Raw genomic sequence first — 20877 nt, 5'->3', positions numbered from 1 at the left:
TTGGCGACAAACACTGGAAGGTCGGCAAGAAGTGGTCTGCTCTTTGACCGCAGTTGCCGATCTGAAGTGTTCGAGCCGATGGCTTCTAGAGCTAGACAGTTTCCAAGTTAGAAATTTATAAATTCTGATTATACAAGAAAAGTACATGTGCCTTGGTTACCAACAACAGCTAAACGTCAATACAATTTCAATATATTTAAAATACTAAAAACCCGAGTTTATAAACTCGGGTTTCATTTTTTTATCCACCAATATGTGACATTTCAATTTTACGAATTTGTTTTTTATCCGTATGAAGCAGACGCTCTTCAGAATACCGATCAGTTCTAGCAGTCCATATACTAGCAATCCGTTCCAGTAATTGATCATCACTAGCACCTGAACGTAAGAGATCTCTCAAATCATGGCCCTCTGAAGCAAACAAGCAAGTAACTAGTTTACCGTCTGCAGAAAGTCTAGCTCTTTGACAGTTTGAACAAAAAGCATCAGTAACAGAAGAAATAATACCAATTTCATTATCATTATCCTTAAAACCGAATCTAGTCGCAACTTCCCCTTCATAATTCGGTTTAATAGGTTCAATTGGAAACTCTTTATTAATACGATCAAAAATCTCTTTTTTTGAAACGACTTGGTCTAATTTCCATCCGTTTGAGTTACCAACATCCATGAATTCAATAAAACGTAAAATAATATCTGTATCTTTAAAATAACGAACCATCGGAACAATATCCTCGTGATTTAAGCCTCGCTGGACAACCATATTAATCTTAACTTGAAGACCTACATTCTTGGCAGCCTCAATCCCTTCAAGAATTTGATCTACACCAACGTTTCGTCCATTAATCTTACGAAAACGTTCATCGTTTAGACTATCTAAACTAATCGTGACACGCTGCAAGCCAGCATCCTTAAGTTCTAAAGCATGTTTTTTTAATAGTGCACCATTTGTCGTCATTGCAATATCTTTAATACCTTCAATCTTAGAAAGCATACGAATTAACTTGACAAGATCTTTTCGAACTAACGGCTCTCCACCTGTAATTCGTATTTTCTCAATGCCAGCACCTTCTACAAATAATGTAGCAAGTTTTGTAATTTCCTCAAATGAAAGAACTTCATTTCTCGGTAAAAACATAAAATCTTTATCAAAGATTTCTGAAGGCATACAATAACTACATCGAAAATTGCAACGATCAGTTACTGATATTCTCAAATCACGAAGTGGGCGTCCTAACTGATCATAAAAACGCTTATTTGCCATTAATTTGTCCCCCTTCTCCTTCGTAATAAATTAAGTTACAAGGGCGTTTTATTTATGTCAATCTCACAATTCCATTAATCCTGCGACACCAAACTAATGTAGTTAAAAACAAATATGTTATCTGAGTCATAGTGATAAAAATAATAAACTATAAAACTTATTAAAATTTATAAAGAAGTGCTACTACTCAATTCCAAAAGTAGCAGCACAGTTATCCCTTATTAATCTTACATGTTTAATAGTAGTATATCATAGGAATGCACATTTGTAACTATTGGAATATAGTTAATTATCTAAAGTTGAATTAACCTCTACTTCAATAGGAAAAGTAGACTTCACCACTTCTAACATATCCTTATCTTGTGATAAACGATGATCAACAATAGCTACTATTCCTTCGTCGGTGCTTGTTCGAATTAAACGTCCAATACCTTGTCGTAACCGAAGTAACATGTACGGAAGATCAACATCATTATATGGATTTTTGACATTCTTACGCTTACCATTAAATACAGGGTCGTTAGGCGGAAACGGTAATGACCAAATAATTACACTTGAAAGTGACCGGCCAGGAACATCTAAGCCTTCCCATAAATGTATTGCACAAAGACACGTATTCTCAAGGTTTTGAAATATATGAACGAGACTACTTAACTCTTGATCACCTTCGAATAAAAACTGATAATTTTCTAACCGCTCATCAGTTTTAGCAATTTCCTTAAATGCTAGTAATTCGTCTTCGGTATTAAACAATAATAGTGCTCTTCCCTCTGACTTTTCAATAACTTCAATTACTGAGTTAACTTTTTGGGTATGTTCAATATTAGGAATAAAAACTTTCAAATGATTTTTGTAATCAAACGGTGATTCAACTGTGAAAGACAAATAATCCTTAATCCCAAGACTTCCAGCTATATAATGAAAATTACCATTTGTTGATAAAGTTGCAGAGGAAAAAACCATTGGGAGTTTTTTTGAAAATACCTTTTCTCGTAGAACATCTTCTACTAAATTAGGCATGATAACTAACGTTGTCACTCCCTCTTCTTTTGTAACCCAAGTAACTACATTTGTTTTTTCCTCTAAAAGAGATAATGCATATTGAAGCATCTCTATATGTTCTTCAACAATTTTTAATTGGTAATCCTCAATAGTGTATAACTCACTCTCAAATACTAAGGCATCTTCTAGTGCTGTTAGAAGACGTCTAAATTCCTTAATTTCATTGATCACTTGAGAAGTGATTTCAAGATCATGTCGATCAGAACCTTTTACATGACTACTATTTTTATTAATGATTGTAAACAAATGCAAACTTTGCGAAATAATTTCATCTATATAAACAGCAACCTCTTCACGAACATCATTCTCTAATAGACGCTCCAATATTTCTTCTAAAAGGTCATGACGAATATAGTAAGCTAGTGCTTTTTGAGCAGCAATTTCCAATAAATGCCCTTCATCAAAAACAATACTACTAGCCTCAGGTAAAAATGGTAATTGCCCTTTTCTTTTTCTCGAATCTTGTGTCCAAATGTGTTCCATATAAAAATCTTGAGAACAAACAATTAGGTCTGTCGCTTTTCGATAATGTTCTCTTGTTAATGTCATGCCACAACGATGACGTTTCTCACAAACAGAACAATCTTGGAAAGCATCCCAGTTTATTTTTCCCCAAGTTTCATTATCCAGTTTTGAGTACGTTTTACGATCACCGTAAAAATGAAATTCTTGCATTGGTACATTGTTATACACAAAAGAAGGAACCGACTGATAGACATCACCATAAACATCAGGATTTTCATCTGCATCTCTCAGTTTTTCTAACTTTTGTACACAAAGATATTGACTTTGAGCTTTTGCCAATCGTACATCAATGTTTAAATTTAATACTTTAGATATTTTTGCAATATCACCTTCTGGTTTAACAAGTTGTTCGATAAGTGCTTCATCAGCACAGGCTATGATTGCTGGTTTCCCTACGTATCTTGCGTAACAAATTGCATAAAGTAAATAGGCTATTGTCTTACCAGTTCCTACCCCAGCTTCTGCAAAGATTACCTTTTTTTCAGCAAAGGAACGTTCAAGTTGATAAGCCATAAAAATTTGTTCATCTCGTATTTCAAAGCCTGCTTCAGGTAAAATATCATAAAATACGTCCCCTACCCAATCGCCTAACTGTTCAATAAATGACTTTTTTCGATCATATGTAAAAGGTAATTTTTCAAACGATTGCATAATTTCCCCCTGCTTAAAATAATTGTTTCTTACTAATTCAATGTAACTTCGGACATAATCACCAAACTTCATCATATGTTTATCATTTATTATTTGTCAATAAAATTGTACAAATTCTTACTAAATTAAAAGGAGGTGTGTCATTTAGTTAGACACACCTCGAAATATATTATTCGTCTTTAGCTTCTGTTAATTGATGATCAAGCCTTTCAATGAGTTCAGAAGAAAATTCAAAGAATTCATCATCTACACCAGTTGCATGGGCGAAAGCATTTTTATATTGCTTTTTTGCTTGATTTAGTGCATTAGTTGCGGCCTTCAGTTGATCCTCATCCATACTCATCGTTGCTTGACCAACCATTCGTTGTGCAGCTTTAATAGCCATTTCTACTTGTCTTATATCATTGAACGGTTCTGACATATATACCATCCCACCCTTTACATTTTTCTTAGATAGGTTATACATATTAATAAAATTTTATTCATCTTTACCTAAAGGTATGACTATACTAATACTCAATTAAATAAACTAAAGAATTTGAGTAACCAGCTTCCTTTATTTTTTCAATCTTATAAATATAATCAGTATTTTCTTCGTCATATGGAGCAACTAATCCTTCTGCCGAAGTGCCATCTCCCACAACGATATAATCAGCAGTCCGTATATTTTTGTTAATAAGCCGCTTTTCTCGAAACCCAATACCGGTCCCTGGTCTTACACCAACCCGAAAGATAAAAGGTGTGCAGATTGAATAAAATACACCATCGTCTAAATGCCGATGTATGTGGTGAGGAGAAATCGCCTCTACACTTACCTGTATAACAATTGTTTCTTCTAATTGCTTCGTTTGCCTATAAAGTACGTGTAACTTTCTTTTATTTATTTTATCATCGGATTGTAATAGAATAAATTTTTTTTTAGACATAGCAATTTGATTTAAATCAGCTTCATTTATAATTGTATCTAAGCACGTTAAATACAAGTAGCCTATTTTCTCTAATTCTTTAGTACCTGCAAAATTCCCTTTACTATCATCAAAATAACCGTGTTTTAAAATACTTTTTTTAGCTTCTGCTGAAGTGTGATGGTATAGACGTAAATATGGATCAAGTTTATTAACAAAATAGCCTATTCCTGTTACATAATCTAGAAGGTTTTCTGGACCGTAGATTTCACATTGATAAAATTCCGAATGGTCTTTAAAAAACTTAATAAAATCTTTATTAGTGAACTTTATTTCAATCGTTTTTTTACAAGAGATATCCAACGTAATTGAACATTGAATGTTTTGTTTGGACAAGGATAGTTCACTAGGAAAAAAAGTTAATGGTTGGATCCATTTAAAATATTTATTTTTTTGATCTAAAAAAATCAAATCGGGTATGAGCAATGGTCCACGTTGAGTATTTACTAATTTACACTTAACATATCCAACAAAACAATGCGAACGATCATTGCTCCCTCCAAATTCTTCATAATATACATGGTCTGTCCCATATCCGTACCTGTTGAACATCTTATTCTTATCCATAGCATACCTTCCCATGCGTGCTTCTGTGTCTTCTAGCGTAGCTTCATGAAGCTACGCTAGAAGACATAATTCATGCAGTTATTGAAGTCAGTAGCTTGACTGAAGTGACCGAGCTCGTAGGCTGCTTGCGCTAGACAGTTTCCAAGTCAGAAATTTTATACTCCTATCTCTTAATAAAAGCGCCGTCTTCTGTTAACAAATCAAATAGTTAAAATACTTATAGTCGCAGTTAATTATTCCTCGGTGGTCTTGGGCCAAAGTATTGGTAATAATCAGTTTTGATATTACCATTGTATAGTTTCCGTTTTTTTGATGCTTTTTTACCGTATAACTCTTCAAACCCTTCGTTTGATGTAAGCATGTACACTGACCACGTATCTAGCTTTTCAAAAGCTTTCCCCATATCACGGTACATTTGTTCTACTTCCTTAATTTCACCGATTCGTTCTCCATACGGTGGATTCCCTACGATACAACCATACTCTAGCTTTGTAGTAAAGTCTTTCACTTGCATTTGTTTGAAATGAAGAAGATCTCCAAAGCCTGCTTCTTGTGCATTATTAATAGAAAGCTCAACCATTTTATGGTCAATATCGCTACCAAAAATTTGTAATGGTTGATCATATTTTGCCAAATCTTCTACTTCTTCCATCGCTTGATCCCAGTTAGCTTTTCCAACCCACTCCCATTTTTGGGAGGCAAAATCACGATTAAATCCAGGAGCAATATTTTGACCAATCATAGCTGCTTCAATCGCAAGTGTACCCGATCCACAAAACGGATCGGCAAATGGACGGTCTGGATGCCAATTGGTAAGCATAATCATTGCTGCAGCCATTGTTTCCTTTAAAGGTGCTTCACTATGTAAATAACGATAACCACGTTTATGTAATCCACTACCACTTGTATCAATTGTTATTGTAGCAATATCTTTTAATAACGCAACCTCTATCCGAAATAAGGGACCGTCCTCATCAAACCAAGCACGTTTATACGTTTTTTTCAAACTCTCAACAACCGCCTTTTTAACAATTGCTTGACAGTCAGATACACTAAATAGAGTCGATTTAACAGATTTTCCAATGACCGGGAACTCTCCGTTCTCAGGTATAAAATTCCCCCATGGTAATGCTTTTGTTTTTTCAAAAAGTTCATCAAAAGTAGTTGCCTTAAACTCACCAACAACTAACTTGACTCTATCAGCTGTCCTTAACCACAAGTTTGTCCGACAAATCGCTTTTTCATCAGCTTCAAAAATGATTTTCCCATTATCGACTTTAACATTTTCATACCCTAAATCTTTTACTTCTCTAGCTACTAGAGCCTCAAGTCCCATAGCAGCGGTTGCGATTAACTTAACTTTTCCCATAATCTTTCCTCTCTCGTAAATAATTAATAAAAAGAATATATCATAACTAACAAGAACTTTCCTCATCATTTTAAATTAGAATGAACAAAGACCTTGTTATCCGTCGGCTTTTAACCGATTTTTTCTTTTTCTAGCTGCTTTAATTGATAAAAATAACCTTTCACTTTCATTAATTGTTCGTAAGTACCTTCTTCTACAATCTTACTTTTATCAAATACGATAATTTTATCCATTTTTTCAAGTCCTACTAGTCGATGAGTAATATATATTACTGATTTACCTTCAACTTTCGGCCATAAAAAAGATAGAACTTCCTGTTCAGTTATCGAATCTAGTCCAGTAGTCGGTTCATCCATTAATAAAATCGGAGCATCCTTTAATACCATTCTAGCAATGGCTAATCGTTGTCGTTCTCCACCGGAAATAGAAAAGCCTCTTTCACTTAAGACTGTGTCTAATTGTAAATGGTGTAAAGACATTTCATTTAAAACAAATTGTAGTTCTTCGTCTGATGCATCGGGCTTTGCTACTAATAAATTTCCACGAACAGTATCGTTAAAAAAATGATTTTCTTGAGCAACAACCCCAAAAAAGCGACGGGCATCTTCTTCAGAAATATTTTTCAATTGAAAATTTCCTAACGATATATCTCCATCAAATTTTTTATAAAACTTTAATAGTAAATTAAGTACACTACTTTTTCCAGAGCCGCTAGCACCTACAATTGCAATTTTCTCTTTGGCTTCCAGTTCAAACGTTATTTTATTCAATGCGAGCCGCTCTGCATTTGGATATGAAAAAGCGACATCGGAAAAAGTAATTTTTACAGGTGTTGTAGGAACTTCAGTAGAAGAGAAATCTTCCTCTACATCCGTTTGATGTTTTGTTAATTGAAATAGTCTACGAGCAGCTACCCTACTTTCCTCAAGGTGACCTGGAATAACCGCCATCGGTGTTGCAACCTCAAAAACGGTTAGGGTCATAAGCACTAGCATGGCTAGAAAAACACCATTTAACACCCCTGACTCAACGAAGGTAACTCCTACTACTAACATAACCCAAGCTATTACAAAAGCTGCCGACAAGCTAATACTTTCACCTTTAGCAGCTAACATTCCATCTTTTTCTTGCTCCTCAATTAACTCCTTAGATGTCCTGGCAATATCACTTTGTTTATCCTTTAGGCGTCGGTTTGTTCGTAAGTCAGTAAATCCAAATAAAAACTCTGTTATTTGAACTGAGATTAAAGAACGTTTTTGGCGTAAATGATAACCGATGTTTTCAGTTAAATACGTAAAAATAAAAGGAATCACAAAACCTACAATTACTAAACCAAATAGTAATACGAATGCCATAAATATAGAAAAAGTATAAATGACAATTCCAGTCGTAATAAATACAACAATCATGACTAACGGAGGGTAAAACACTCGTAAAAAGAAATATTGAAGTCGTTCTACATCCGCAACTACTCTTGAAAGTAAATCACCACTTCGATAGGAAGAAAATAAAGCAGGTGCCAGTGGTTCAATTTTATCGTAAAAATAAACTCTTAATTTTCCTAAAATAGAAAACGTTGCTTTATGAGAAAAATAGCGTTCTGCATACCGACTTGCAGCTCTTGAAAGACCAAAAAAACGTACAAACAGGATTGTTAACGTTAATGTATAAAGAGGTGGGTGAAGAGCTGATTGAGAAATTAAATACCCTCCAGTACCTAGTAGTCCTACCGATGAAATAGCTGCTAGAAACCCAAGTAATATAGCAAGTAAAATCGCCTTTTTTTCTGATAGCATGACTTTTGTTAATGTAAAAAGTTCTTTCACTTATCTTCACCTCGATAGACAGAAACTAGTTTATTATATAGTTCATTTTCCGTATGAAGTTGCTCGTGAGTGCCCATTGCAACAACTTCACCATTTGAAAAAAGCACGATTTTATCTGCAGCGATGATCGTTTGTAAGCGGTGAGCAACCGTGATAACCGTTGCTTTTTTACATAGCTTATCAATTGCATTTTTTAAATAATACTCAGTTTCAAGATCTAATCCTGCTGTAGGTTCATCTAATAGCACCATTTTTGCGTCTTTCAAAAATGCTCTTGCCAATGCTACCCGTTGTTTTTCTCCACCTGAAAGACCAAGTCCAGCTTCACCAAGATGAGTATCATACCCATTTGGAAGTTCATTTACAAATCTGTCAACACCAGCTTCTTTAGCCGCCATGAAAACTTGATCTTCATCTGCCTTTTCATTACCCATTCGAATATTTTCTAGTATAGTTCCTGAAAACAGATAAGGTTCTTGTGACACATATGCGATATGACAAAGCCACTCTTCTTCGTCAACCTCAGTTAGTGGCATCCCATTAACACTGACATTTCCTTCTGAAGGTGGTAGCATCCCTAGGATGATTTTTAATAGAGTTGTTTTCCCTGACCCACTTCTACCTACAAATGCTACTCTTTGACCAGCTTCAATTGATACATTAATATTCTTTAAAGTAGCTATTTCTTCGGTATACTGAAACGAAACATTTTCAACATTCACTGATAGACGATTTGTATTTTCTAGTCTTTTTTCGCCCCAAACCGGGCTGTTTTGTTCTTCGTCTAATACTTCCCAGATAGTCTGTGCGGCTGCAATACTATTTTTCCCTGAATGAAAACTAGAACCTAAATTTTTAAGTGGCATATAAAGTTCTGGTGCCAATAGTAACACAAAAAAAGCTGTATGAAATGTAATGTAGCCAAACAGAAGGCGCATTCCAACTTCAACTGCAATCATAGCTGTAGCTATTGTCGCTAATACTTCAAGCATTAATGACGAAATAAATGCTATTTTTAATACTTCCATTGTTGTATCACGAAACTGATTACTCATTGTTACAATTTCATTGCGTTGCTTTTGGCTTTGTCCGAAAACTTTTAAGATCGGAAGGCCTTGAAGAACATCTAAGAAATGCCCAGAGAACTTTAGCATACTGTCCATTTGTTCACGGGATTTCTTTTCTGTCATACTTCCAATAATAATCATAAAAAATGGGATTAATGGAGCTGTTATAAGCATAATAAGCCCAGAATAAATATTTTTCGTGAAAACAGCTACTAAAATCATTAGTGGAATCACGCCAGCTTGAATAACTTGTGGTAAAAAACTTGTATAATAAGCATCTAATTGGTCTACTGCGTCTGTTAGTACACTAACACGCTTACCTGTTTTTTCTTTATACAAATGGCTTGCTTCTGATCTAGCAAGTTTATTCATTAGCTTCTTTCTAATATTTGTTTTTACAAAAGTTGCAACCTTTACACCGAATCCAGTTGATATATAAGAAAGTAAACTACGACTCAAGAAGACTAGGAGCAGGATGAAAAGCAAAAGTCTAACATCGCTTAGCCCCTTTTCTTTTAAGAATACTTGATCAACTATAGTTGCAATTAAAAGCGCTTGACTAATTGCTAAAGCGCCACCTATTATCGCAAAGACAAGGAGAAAGGCAAAAATCTTTCCCTTGACTTTTGCCTCCTCATTTAAACGTTTATTCATCATTGTTTAATACCCGTGACGCTCGGACGTCGCTTTCCCACGAAATACGTAATAAACATAAATCGTATATAATAACACGAGTGGCATCCCGATAAGAGCAATAATAAACATTACTTTTAACGTTAACTCCGTTGAAGAGGCATTATAAATCGTTAAATTCGAAGCAATATTTGAAGAAAACACTAAATTTGGGAACATTCCACCTGCCAACGTCGCAATCTTTGTTGCTATGACCAAAGATGTTGCAAAAAATAACTTACCGTAATGACCTATCTTTATTAACATTGGGATCGCAATTAAACATGCAACCGTAGCCGCTGGTATCAAAAACAATACCGGTTGGTTAAAGTAGTTCGTATACATGTGTGGTGCATAAATTTGAGCTGTTAACGTTCCAACAATCCAAAGCCCAATAATCAGGATGCTAAATAATTTCGTTAAACGAATGGCTCGTTGTTGAATAACGCCTTCTGTTTTTAAAATCGTATAGCTCGACCCTTGTAACAAAAAGCCAACGAGTCCAACGATCCCTAATAAAAGGGAATAAGGGTTAAGTAGTTGAAAAAAGTTTCCGGAATAGTTTTGCATACTATCCATTGGAATTCCTACAACAATATTTCCCATTGCCACTCCAAATAAAAGAGCTGGGAGAAGACTTCCAATGAAAAATAATTTCCCCATTAATTTTTGCATCTTTGGGTCATCTTCTGTTTTAAAATAATATTCTACAGCTATTGCTCTAAAAATTAAGCCGAACAAAACGAGTAACATCGCTAAGTAAAAGCCACTAAATACCGTTGCATAAACGAAAGGAAATGCTGCAAAAAGTGCACCACCAGCTGTTAATAACCAAACTTCATTGCCATCCCAAACAGGTCCAATGGAATTAATTAACGTTTTCTTCTCTTCTTTCGTTTTACCTAATGTGTAAAACAACGTGCCTATACCTAAATCAAAGCCGTCTAATATTGCATAACCTACAATTAATACTCCTAATAGAATAAACCAAATAATATTTAAATCCATTATGCTATAACCTCCTTATCTGTGCCCGTTTTCTTATCAGTAAACGCTGTATCCATGTCAAACTTCTTCACTTCTTTAACCATTAGATAAACCATTAAATACATCAAAAATGAATAAATACCAATGAAAAATACTAATGAGATTACTAATTCTAATGCTGATAACTGTGATACACCGTCAGCTGTCCTAAGAACTCCATATACAATCCAAGGCTGTCTACCCCATTCAGCAACAATCCAACCAGCAGTGTTTGCAATATAAGGAGTAGGTAGTAATAACAGTGATGTTTTTAGTGCAAAATGATTTTCATAAAGCTTCCCTCTTCTCATCTGGAATGCTAAGTACACAGTCCAGAAAATAAAGACAAGGCCTAAACCGATCATCACACGAAAAGAAATAAAGTTTCCTAAAACAGGCGGACGCTCATCCTCTGGAAATTCTTTCAAACCTAAAACAGGTGTAGTACGATCGCCATAAGTTAAATAACTTAATAGTCCTGGAATTCCGATCTCAAACTTATTTGTTTCATTTTCATAGTCTGGTATTGCAAAAAGGAGTAATGATGCGTTCTCCTCAGTTTCCCAGTGAGCTTCATAAGCTGCAAGTTTCTCAGGTTGAGTCTGTGAGACTAGAACTGAGTGAGAGTGCCCAGAATATGCTTGTAAGATTGAAAATATTAATCCGAATACTACTCCGTATTTCATTGACTTTTTTGCTAGTGGGATGTTTTTCTTTTTTAACAGATAATAAGCACTAATCGCTATTACAAAAAATCCTGTTAATATGTATGCCCCAAAAATGACATGGAAAAACCTGACCATTGTAGAAGGATTAAAAACAGCCTCAACAAAACTCACCATCTCTGCACGATTCATCTCTTCGTTAATAATAAATCCTGCTGGTGTATGCTGCCATGAATTAGCAGCAATAATCCAAAATGATGAAAGAGTTGTTCCTAAAGATACCATAATTGCTGCAAATAAACGCATACCTCTAGAAATCTTATCTCGACCGAAAACGAGTAATCCAATAAACGTAGATTCTAAGAAAAATGCAAAAACCCCTTCAGCAGCAAGTGGCGCTCCAAATATATCTCCGACAAAGCGAGAATACCCAGCCCAATTCATTCCAAACTGAAACTCCATCGTAATCCCAGTTGCTAAACCTACTCCGAAATTAACAAGAAAAAGTTTCGTCCAAAAACGAGCCATTTTATCGTATAATGGATTTTTCGTCTTCCAAAACTTAAATTCCATACAGGCTATTAAGAAAGCGAGCCCTATTGTTAATGGAACAAAAAAGTAATGAACGATAACAGTAAACATAAACTGCAATCTTGAAAGTAATAATACATCTAACATTTCAAACATTTTAGTTTCCCCCTCCACACCATCTTAATGGTTTAGTTTCATAACTTTTTGTATTTTTTAATGAAACTGTTTGTTGTTATTTAGTAATGACCAGCGACATTTTTCATAAAATGTGATGTTCATCACTTTAATACCATTGTAATAGGGAAAACGGTGAAATAGTAGGGGTAGAAGGTGGCAATTTTGTGAAAATTATATGGATTTTTTTTTAATAATTATTTCAAAAAGGGGGGCGTCGAAATAATAGGATTAGAATTAGCTTAGCTATTTAACGTTAAGAATGGTTTATTTCCGATTCCATTGTTTCTTTTAGCGCCAGCATCAAAACTTATTGCCAAATTCTATTTCACGAAAGCCTTAGCTTATACTTCATCCAAAAAATTTTATACTTTGATAGTATAAAAAAGTTATCCCTAAAGCTCTCAAGGATAAATTTTTATCTTTGTACTCTCTTTGCTTCTGTTATTTGGGTAGTTATCCTTTAAAGTCTTGTGAATTTGTAAGCTTTGGAAAAATTGTAATTGCAAGAGTTAGCAATAAGATAAAAATAACTGAAATAACCCCGTAAAAATAATAATCACTTAGGAAATTATAGAAATCAACGATGTGATCAAACGTACGTATCGATGCATAGAAAAGCAAACCACCTAATAACCAGTTTACATAACGATAATCTTTCAAGTTAAACCACTGTGCTATGGCAAGACTTGTTCCGTAGTGAAGTAAAGCCAATCTTAAAAAAGCAGAAACAGACATAATAGATAGACCATATATATCAAATCTCTCAATAAACCCGACACTAATTAAGCGAACCATACTCTCAACTGGATATGTAAGTTGTTTGGCCTGTTCCTCACCAAAGATAGCGACTGGCCCTGAAGCAGTTGAAGGAAATATGATTAAGTTTGCAATAAATAAAATAATATACACTTTCATATAAGAAATTGATTTCTTACTTTCTTTACGAACATTTACCATAAGTAAAACGAGCATCTCACCAAAAACGGCTATTGTAAATACAATTACTGGAATGATAGGGATAAAACCATCCTCTAAAATTGGTAGTAATTGCGAATAATCTTTTTTATCTCTTAATAAAAATGATATCGATAAACCTGAAAGAATATTTATAATGATAATCCATTCCGCAACTCTTGCAATTACTTCGATACCTTGATGTACCATATAGAAGACAGCTAATGAAAAAACAATTGATATTAACCATAAAGGATGATCACTTAAAAAAACCGAATTAATAAATTGACTAAGTCCATATAGAGTGATTAATGCTAAGATAAAATAATAAAAAATAATAGGTATCGTCAGAACTCGACCAAACCAAGGACCACACCAGCTAATAAAATGTTCAACAATTGTATTCCCATAAAGTTTTTCATTTAACTTCGCCATCGCTAGAAAAATAATGAAACCTAGCAAAAATCCTATAATCATGCCGATCCAAGCATCTCTACCTGACCATTCTAAGTATAATCTGATTAAAAAAAAATGCCCAATGATAACTAGTAACGAGGTTGAAATAAAAAACACTTGCCTTGTAGCAATTGGAGTATTTTCTGTCTTCTTCATAGTTTCTCCTTAGAAAAAATGATTTTATAGTTCAAGTATTAGTGAATCGTTAGTTTATTAAACGCTCGAAAAAATAGCTAAATTTTTATCATTAAAAATTATTAAATAACCCCATTTTTTTCATTTCGACAGTTACGTTAATTTCAATCGGGAGATCTGAAAAAATTTCAGGCCAACTTTCTTTATTTTCCTTCCAATAGTTTGGAAACTCCCTATGAACGACCCTGTTAATTCCATAAATATCTGTTCCTAGCTCTTGCGTTTTTTTAAGCGATGCTTCAATTTCCTTTACAATTTCTTGTTCAGCAGATCGGTTTATTTCTTCTATCAATTCTCCATGATCATTTTCTATTAGAGCCATCATTTCACCTAAGGAACAGATCGTTTGAATATCTACCTTAACAGATAATTTATTATCTTTTAAAATTGGTGTAATTGCACTACCGGTTTCTTCGACAATTTCAAGTGAAAGTTTCCCATTTTTGAATGGAACGATCGTAATTCCGCCTTTTACAGCCCCTTGAACCCATAATGCGCCCCTAGTTTCCATTCGATTTAGGGTACCAATCCATTTCCCCCCTTTAATGAGAGCAGTCCCTTCAATTTTATGAACATTTTCCTCCTCCTCACGTTTGATAATTGATGCATAACCTACTTGACCTTCCGAAAACATCATTTCCGTAAAATAATGTAGTCTTACTTCAGGTGAATACGATACTAATGCTTGATGTTCTATTTGTTGCTCGACAGTAACGGCAGGGATATTAGATAAATCTGAACGAATTTCAACAATTTCCCGTGCTGGTTTATCTGAGAAAACAATAAAGTGATTCGGTTGAACTTCATTATTTCGATTAAAAAAATCTAAATATGGTTTAACATCGTTTTCTTTAAAAGAGGGTCCAAATACTACAGCTTTAATATATGGCCACATTGGTTGTTTTCCTATCTCTAGGATTGCCAATCTGACAGCATCAAAAATTGTCTCACCTTCAAACGTATAAACATGTAGGCTTTCTGCTTCCTGTAGTTCGATTAATCGTGTATCAATTAACCCCATTGTTACTTCTACATTTCCATTCTGAAGTTGATCTAAACCGACTAATGAGACAATGACACGATCATCTAATTCTGTAATACCATAACATCCATTTACAATAGGGAACGTTAAAAGGAGAGTTAAGTAGAAAAGTATATTTTTGTAATATCTATTACTCTTTTCCGCGTTGCCCTTCACCTGAATCCCCTCCTAACGTTTGGTTCATTTGATTTTCTGTCTTAAATGTTAATGGACGACGAACTAATAATGAAAGAGGAAAACGAATAATCGAGTCCTTTAAATCACCTACCTTAATTGGAAATAGTGGTGCACTATATGGGACACCAAAAGAACGTAATGATGCTAAATGACTAACAACCACCATCCCAAGAATTAGGATTCCAAATAACCCCAATGCCGCTCCGGCGAATACAAACAAGATGCGTAAAATACTAATTGCTTCACCTAGTGTGCTTACCGGAAACGAAGCAATCCCGACGATTGCAATCGTTACCACTACTGGAATTCCGACTAATCCAGCTTGTACAGCAGCCTCACCGAGAATAAGTGCACCAACAATACTTACAGCTTGACCAATTGGTTTTGGCATCCTCAACCCTGATTCCTTAATAATTTCAAAAACAATCAGCATTCCGATCGTTTCAACAATCAGCTGAAACGGTACTTCTGCTCGTTCCTTTGCAAGTGTTATTAATAAATCGAACGGTATTAAGATTGAATGATAATACTGAAATGCAACAAAAACACCAGGTAACATAACTGAGATAAAAAAGCTTAAAATTCTAAGTAACCGAACGAAATTCGAATAAATGGGCCGTGAATAATAATCTTCAGCAACTTGAAAATGATTAACTAAAAGGTGGGGTACAGTTAATACAAAGGGTGTTCCATCAACAAATATAGCTACTCTGCCTTCTAATAATTCCGCGGCAACAGTATCTGGCTTTTCTACATTACCTATCGTAGGAAAGAGTGAGTAGGGAGCATCCTCTATCAATTGTTCTATTACTCCAGATTCTAGTACCGAATCGATTTGGATATTATTTATTCTTTTTTTTACTTCATTCAAAATATCTTTATTTACGATTCCGTCAATATACGTTATGACTACCTTCGTATGCGTTTGTTTGCCAATAATCATCGGTTCACAATGCAGTTTAGGGTCTCGTATTCTTCTTCTAACTAATGATAAATTTGTACCAATATCTTCGTTAAAAGCATCACGTGCCCCCCTTAAAACAGATTCGTTTACCGATTGCTCAATCCCTCGCACATCCATTGCTTGAGCATCAATAACTAATGCTTTATCCTCAGCATCGATAAACAATATTACTTTACCAGTAAAAATAATCTGTGGAATTAATAAAAGATTTTCTTCAAACTCAACTTCAGAAATTGTCAAAACAGATTCTTTCAAATATTTTAAAAACTGAACTGTTTCTGAAGGACTATTCGGTAATTCTAGATTCATTAATGGCGATAAAATATTCTCATTGATAACTTTAGTATCTACCATTCCGGATACTGCAAATATATAGGCAAATTTTCCATTCTGCTTACCAATAGTAAATGTGCGATTAAAGACCCCTTCGTTTTCTCCTAAAATTCTTTTCATCTCTTCAGCATTTTTATAAACATTTTTATAAACTGGCTTTGTTTGAGTTTGAGCAACAGATTCACTTTTGGAAGTAGAATTATCGTTTGGCTGAGTTTGTCCATTTGAATACTGCTTATGTATCATCCATTTTAATTTCTTTTTCAACCATTGAAACATATAAAACACTCCTAATTTGCAGTTGGTTATATTTTGCTATTTAATTCCTTTAATATTCAAAGTTAAAGAAAAGAAAAATAAAAAACCCTACACAATCAGTGTAGAGTTTACATTTGAATAATTATTTAGCTATAAGCGTTCGATAAGCCATGTTCTGTTCCTTTGTACTACAAACGGCTATTAACCTCGTACTCCGGCGGTAATCATCTATCTACAAAAAGCTTGTACTTTTTGTCCTTCTCAATAGTTCAATTCCTTTTCGAGAAGGTTCCCCTACCAAATTTGGGTTTCTCGCTCGTGGGGTTTACCGCGTTCCACTCTCCTCGTTTCCGAGCAGACTCCGTCACTGTGGCACTTTCAAGGTAGTAACACCATATCTATAAGACTTAGGTGCGTTCCCTGCCGTTAGTCCAGTCGTAACCAGACTACCCTAGCTTATGACTTCGCTAGGCACGAACACTACGGTCATCGCAGACCGTGCGAGCATGGACTTTCCTCAACATCAAATGATGCAGCAATTACCTGAACGCCTAATGGCTGTCGTCTTGACGACAAAATTAATTATACCTTGTTAAACAAGATAATTCAACAGGTAGTTATTCCCTGTTTTTTTGTATCGCTTTTTTCGCTAATTGGTCTGCAACAGCATTATTCTTACTTGGAATCCATTTAATAAAAAATAAATCAAACGAATCTATGTAATGTAACGCTTTTTTTATTAGGGTTGCATGTGGTTCACGTTTTGCAAAGCGCTTTTCCACAGAATCTTCAACAATCTTTGAGTCAGTGCGAAAAGAGACAACGGTATAGTTTTTCCGAGTACATATTTCTAGTGCTTTAAGTAATGCCCAAAATTCAGCTTCATGACTTGTCATTTTTCCCAAGGGAAAAGAATATTGTTCTACATTGCCATTCACTTTAATAAAAACTCCTGCCCCTGCATCACCAGGATTGCCAGTACTAGCACCGTCAATATAAACTTCAATCAATTTCTAAAACCCCTTAATCAAAGAGCTTATTTCCAAACACGTGTTTCTCTAAATTAGATAACCTTTTTAAAATATCATAATTTGTATTTCCTTGAGTTACACCTTGACGTGTTTGTTGTTCAGGATTTTTTTCAGCTTCTTTTTTAAATTTTGCATTTTCGTTTTCAAGTAATTCGATTCTTTTTTGAAATTGCTCATAATCTTTAATTACTGTGTCTAAAAATTTATCAACTTCATCTTGATTATAGCCCTTTATGCTAGTTTTAAATTCTTTTTCTAAAATTTCTTTAGGACTTAGTTGTGCAATTGTCTTTTCAACCATGTTTAGTCACCTCTACCTTAAAAGTGAATTCAATTCGAAACATACTATTTATTTTTTCAAAACATTCTTAAATTGTCAATTATGTTTTTTACCATTGTTCTAAATCATCTTGGTACGCCAATTCTATTTCATCTGGAAAGATATAGAAAATTTCATAATTTGACTTTTCACTACGAGCTTTTGCATAAGTAATATAATAACTTGGCGAACCTGGTTTGTCATCATCAAATATGACTAAAAGTGCATCACTTTTTTCGACAATAAATTGATTTTTTAATTTTAATTGACTTGGGTTTTCATAATTCCTCTTTGTAATACTATCGACATAATCAGCTCTTTGTAAAACATTTTGATACTGTTCTTTCCTAGCATCATTCCAGTTTTCCTCTTGATTATAGTAAGGGGTTAACACCGCGAGTTTAATATTTGGGTACTGTTTTTTCAGATTAATAACAACTTCTCCACACCATAACTCGACCCCTAGTTGCCCAGAAATGATAACCCATTCTAATCCATCTTCAATAAACGAAACCAAACGTTTTTCTAAAACCTTTTTTATGTAAGTAATTCCTTTATGTTTCTCATCAAATACTCCTAATTCGTGAGCTTTATATCCTGTAACCGCTAATACTTTGACCATTGTAAGCACCTCTAAAAAAATTAATCAAACGTTTAATTAATTTTCATTATATATTTATAAACTCACTCCACCGTGAGGGTTTTCTGTCCCCAAAACTAAACGTTTTATATAGCAGACCTCAATCAGTGGGAGATTCTTTCATCCCCCACTGATTGTTTAGTTTAACTTACTGCCCCTTAAAAGTGGGATAAATTTATGGCGGGGCTTTCACTAACTCTATAGAGCGTAAGAACTATTTATCAATTACTTATGTCCATTAACAAAGTTATGCATTCTAACGTGAAATAAAAGGGTAGGCAAAAAAATTATGCCATACCCTTCACAGAAATTACTACCGAATATGAATTAAAAGAAACGACGACGAGGTACAGGTGCTACTCCTGGCGCTCCAATCGGTCCTGGAACTGGCGTTCCCGGCGCTACTGGTGGGCCTGGAGGGCAAACGAAATGCTGGTTAGCGACCTGATCCATAGATGATACAGTGTGTGGGAAGTTATGATAGTGCTTATAAAGATGTTTGTTTATAACAGTTGTATGACTTGGGTGCACCTCTGGCACAATATATTCGCAGCATTTGTGTTGTACATAATGTTGTGTCGGGTGAATGCGAGGTGGTAACATTTGTTGATGTCCTACAGGTGGTCTTGGATAGAACATATTATTTCCTCCTTTTTTTATAGGTTCAATATCAACCTATGTTCCACCACGCAAACATGTACTAGTATAATCACCTATTTTATAGTTAAATTCCACTCATAACAAAGAAAGTAACTCCGATCATGACGAAAAACATTATTAATATATATAAAACCATAGCAATCTCTCCAAATAAATATTTTTTATCCATCATTTATTTTATTTACGAAGACCCCTTTTGACAACAGGAAATTTTTATTGTTTTCTTTTCCTACTTTGACATTTCTTTAATCTCCTTCAAAATTCTACAGTAGATAATCTGACTGCAGCTTAATAAAATGGCGAAAAAGCTTGAAATCACGCTGTTTTTGCGCTTACCCAGGAAATATAAATTAAGCGCATTTCCCATTCCTCAGAAGAATATTATTAAGATAATCAGTTGTATAATTTTTTTGAAGGGTGGAATTTTCATGGCTAAAATTACTGTTATTGACTACCATACTTTTGACGGCGAAGATGGAAAAAAGCTTTCAAATCAACTAGTTGATCATAAGGTTGATATTTTACACCGCTGTGGTGGTAAGGGAAGGTGCACGACCTGTCGTGTAGAAGTTTTCGAAGGGGCTTTTGGAGACATTTCAGATATTGAAAAACAATCATTAGCGAAGAAAGGACACACACAGAAAAATATTCGTTTATCATGTCAAATTAGAGTTAACGGCGACGCAACTATTAAGCCTATCATGACGAAATCAAACTCACACTTAGAGCCCGGTCCAAGACCAGAGGAATAATTAGAAAAGCGCAAGCACCTTGGTCACGAGCGATAGGCACTGGAAGGCCTTTGACAGAAGCCGCTCTTTGGCTTCCTACGTGCTTTCTGCGTCTTCTAGTATTGCTTCGTAGTAAGCTTCCTCGAAGCAAAGCTGCATGAAGCTATTCAGAGACGTTATTCATGTAGTTATTGAAGTCAGTAGCTTGACTGAAGTGACCGAGCTCGTAGGCTGCTTGCGCTAGACAGTTTCCAAGTTAGAAATTTATAAATTCTGATTATGCAAGAAAAGCACAAGCGCCACAGCTCTAGACGTAAAAATATTTGTTGTTTTGCTTCTTCTAATGTAGCTTCCTGAAGTCAGTTACTTGACTGAGTTGAGTGATGGACGAGAAAAGGATATAGGCATTAGACTTTCGTTCTCCACTTATCGTTATGGAGGTGAGGTTAACTTTCTAGTCAATGGGCTTTGAATTTAGAAAGCTTTCCACCTTCAGAAATTTAGGTTCTACGTCAAATGTTGGGGTAGATAGATCTTAGGCTACCGCGCTACGCTTGGTGGCCTTATCATTTTTCGAGGGAATTCCCTCGAAAAATGATAAGGGTTTTATACTAAAGCCTACTATCCGACATGAGACCCTATTCTTTTATACTGATGTGACAATAATATTTTCGCTCGGAACCGATCAAAATTTCTAAAGCCAAAAGCATTTCTTTTTAAGACTTTTGTAGAATTATTTATCCCTTCCAA

18 protein-coding genes and 1 other RNA gene are annotated in these 20877 nt (G+C 34.7%); 1 reads left to right on the top strand and 18 read right to left on the bottom strand.

What is annotated here, in order from left to right; translation table 11 throughout:
* Positions 1-241 precede the first annotated feature (241 nt).
* From moaA to BKP45_RS10360, 17 genes are all read right to left on the bottom strand, one after another.
* Positions 242-1264 (bottom strand): GTP 3',8-cyclase MoaA, encoded by a 1023-nt coding sequence (gene moaA / locus BKP45_RS10440; RefSeq protein ID WP_071389636.1) that lies wholly within the window; start codon positions 1262-1264, stop codon positions 242-244.
* 285 nt (positions 1265-1549) lie between these two features.
* A complete protein-coding gene (locus BKP45_RS10435; RefSeq protein ID WP_071389635.1) occupies positions 1550-3502 on the bottom strand; it encodes an ATP-dependent DNA helicase in 1953 nt (650 codons plus the stop codon).
* Between the two features lie 169 nt (positions 3503-3671).
* On the bottom strand, positions 3672-3923 hold the full coding sequence (locus tag BKP45_RS10430; RefSeq protein WP_084787826.1) for a DUF2564 family protein: 252 nt from the start codon (positions 3921-3923) through the stop codon (positions 3672-3674).
* An 88-nt stretch (positions 3924-4011) separates the two neighbouring features.
* Positions 4012-5034, bottom strand: coding sequence for a hypothetical protein (locus BKP45_RS10425; RefSeq protein WP_071389633.1), 1023 nt, complete (start codon positions 5032-5034; stop codon positions 4012-4014).
* Between the two features lie 229 nt (positions 5035-5263).
* Positions 5264-6403 (bottom strand): THUMP domain-containing class I SAM-dependent RNA methyltransferase, encoded by a 1140-nt coding sequence (locus BKP45_RS10420; RefSeq protein WP_071389632.1) that lies wholly within the window; start codon positions 6401-6403, stop codon positions 5264-5266.
* A 110-nt stretch (positions 6404-6513) separates the two neighbouring features.
* Entirely contained in the window at positions 6514-8229 is a 1716-nt protein-coding gene (gene cydC / locus BKP45_RS10415) for a thiol reductant ABC exporter subunit CydC (protein ID WP_071389631.1), read from the bottom strand.
* Complete coding sequence (gene cydD, locus BKP45_RS10410) at positions 8226-9953, bottom strand: thiol reductant ABC exporter subunit CydD (protein WP_084787824.1); 1728 nt, start codon at positions 9951-9953, stop codon at positions 8226-8228. The genes cydC and cydD overlap by 4 nt, the downstream gene beginning before the upstream one ends.
* Positions 9954-9956: 3 nt before the next feature.
* A complete protein-coding gene (gene cydB, locus BKP45_RS10405; protein WP_071389630.1) occupies positions 9957-10976 on the bottom strand; it encodes a cytochrome d ubiquinol oxidase subunit II in 1020 nt (339 codons plus the stop codon).
* Entirely contained in the window at positions 10976-12346 is a 1371-nt protein-coding gene (locus BKP45_RS10400) for a cytochrome ubiquinol oxidase subunit I (RefSeq protein WP_245747430.1), read from the bottom strand. The genes cydB and BKP45_RS10400 overlap by 1 nt, the downstream gene beginning before the upstream one ends.
* A 474-nt stretch (positions 12347-12820) precedes the next feature.
* Positions 12821-13933, bottom strand: coding sequence for a GerAB/ArcD/ProY family transporter (locus BKP45_RS10395; RefSeq protein ID WP_071389629.1), 1113 nt, complete (start codon positions 13931-13933; stop codon positions 12821-12823).
* Between the two features lie 91 nt (positions 13934-14024).
* Positions 14025-15170 (bottom strand): Ger(x)C family spore germination protein, encoded by a 1146-nt coding sequence (locus BKP45_RS10390; RefSeq protein ID WP_071389628.1) that lies wholly within the window; start codon positions 15168-15170, stop codon positions 14025-14027.
* Entirely contained in the window at positions 15145-16767 is a 1623-nt protein-coding gene (locus BKP45_RS10385) for a spore germination protein (RefSeq protein ID WP_071389627.1), read from the bottom strand. Before BKP45_RS10385 ends, BKP45_RS10390 begins: the two co-directional genes overlap by 26 nt.
* Positions 16768-16905: 138 nt before the next feature.
* Positions 16906-17297: RNase P RNA component class B (rnpB, locus tag BKP45_RS10380), an RNA gene on the bottom strand.
* Positions 17298-17363: 66 nt separating this feature from the next.
* Entirely contained in the window at positions 17364-17756 is a 393-nt protein-coding gene (locus tag BKP45_RS10375) for a reverse transcriptase-like protein (protein ID WP_071389626.1), read from the bottom strand.
* 13 nt (positions 17757-17769) lie between these two features.
* Positions 17770-18078: a cell division regulator GpsB gene (gpsB, locus tag BKP45_RS10370; RefSeq protein ID WP_071389625.1), complete on the bottom strand. Its 309-nt coding sequence runs from the start codon at positions 18076-18078 to the stop codon at positions 17770-17772.
* A gap of 88 nt (positions 18079-18166) precedes the next feature.
* On the bottom strand, positions 18167-18718 hold the full coding sequence (locus BKP45_RS10365) for a DUF1273 domain-containing protein (RefSeq protein ID WP_071389624.1): 552 nt from the start codon (positions 18716-18718) through the stop codon (positions 18167-18169).
* 345 nt (positions 18719-19063) lie between these two features.
* Positions 19064-19375, bottom strand: coding sequence for a spore coat protein (locus tag BKP45_RS10360; RefSeq protein WP_245747428.1), 312 nt, complete (start codon positions 19373-19375; stop codon positions 19064-19066).
* A gap of 449 nt (positions 19376-19824) precedes the next feature.
* Between BKP45_RS10360 and BKP45_RS10355 the strand changes: the two genes are divergently transcribed.
* A complete protein-coding gene (locus tag BKP45_RS10355) occupies positions 19825-20148 on the top strand; it encodes a 2Fe-2S iron-sulfur cluster-binding protein (protein ID WP_071389623.1) in 324 nt (107 codons plus the stop codon).
* A 600-nt stretch (positions 20149-20748) separates the two neighbouring features.
* Here BKP45_RS10355 and BKP45_RS21570 read toward each other — a convergent pair.
* Positions 20749-20877: transposase (locus tag BKP45_RS21570; RefSeq protein ID WP_139193806.1), on the bottom strand; the 129-nt coding region annotated here is incomplete at its 5' end.

The organism is Anaerobacillus alkalidiazotrophicus (assembly GCF_001866055.1).
The sequence above is the reverse complement of the archived record's forward strand: the minus strand, read 5'-3'. Positions and strand labels throughout refer to the sequence as shown.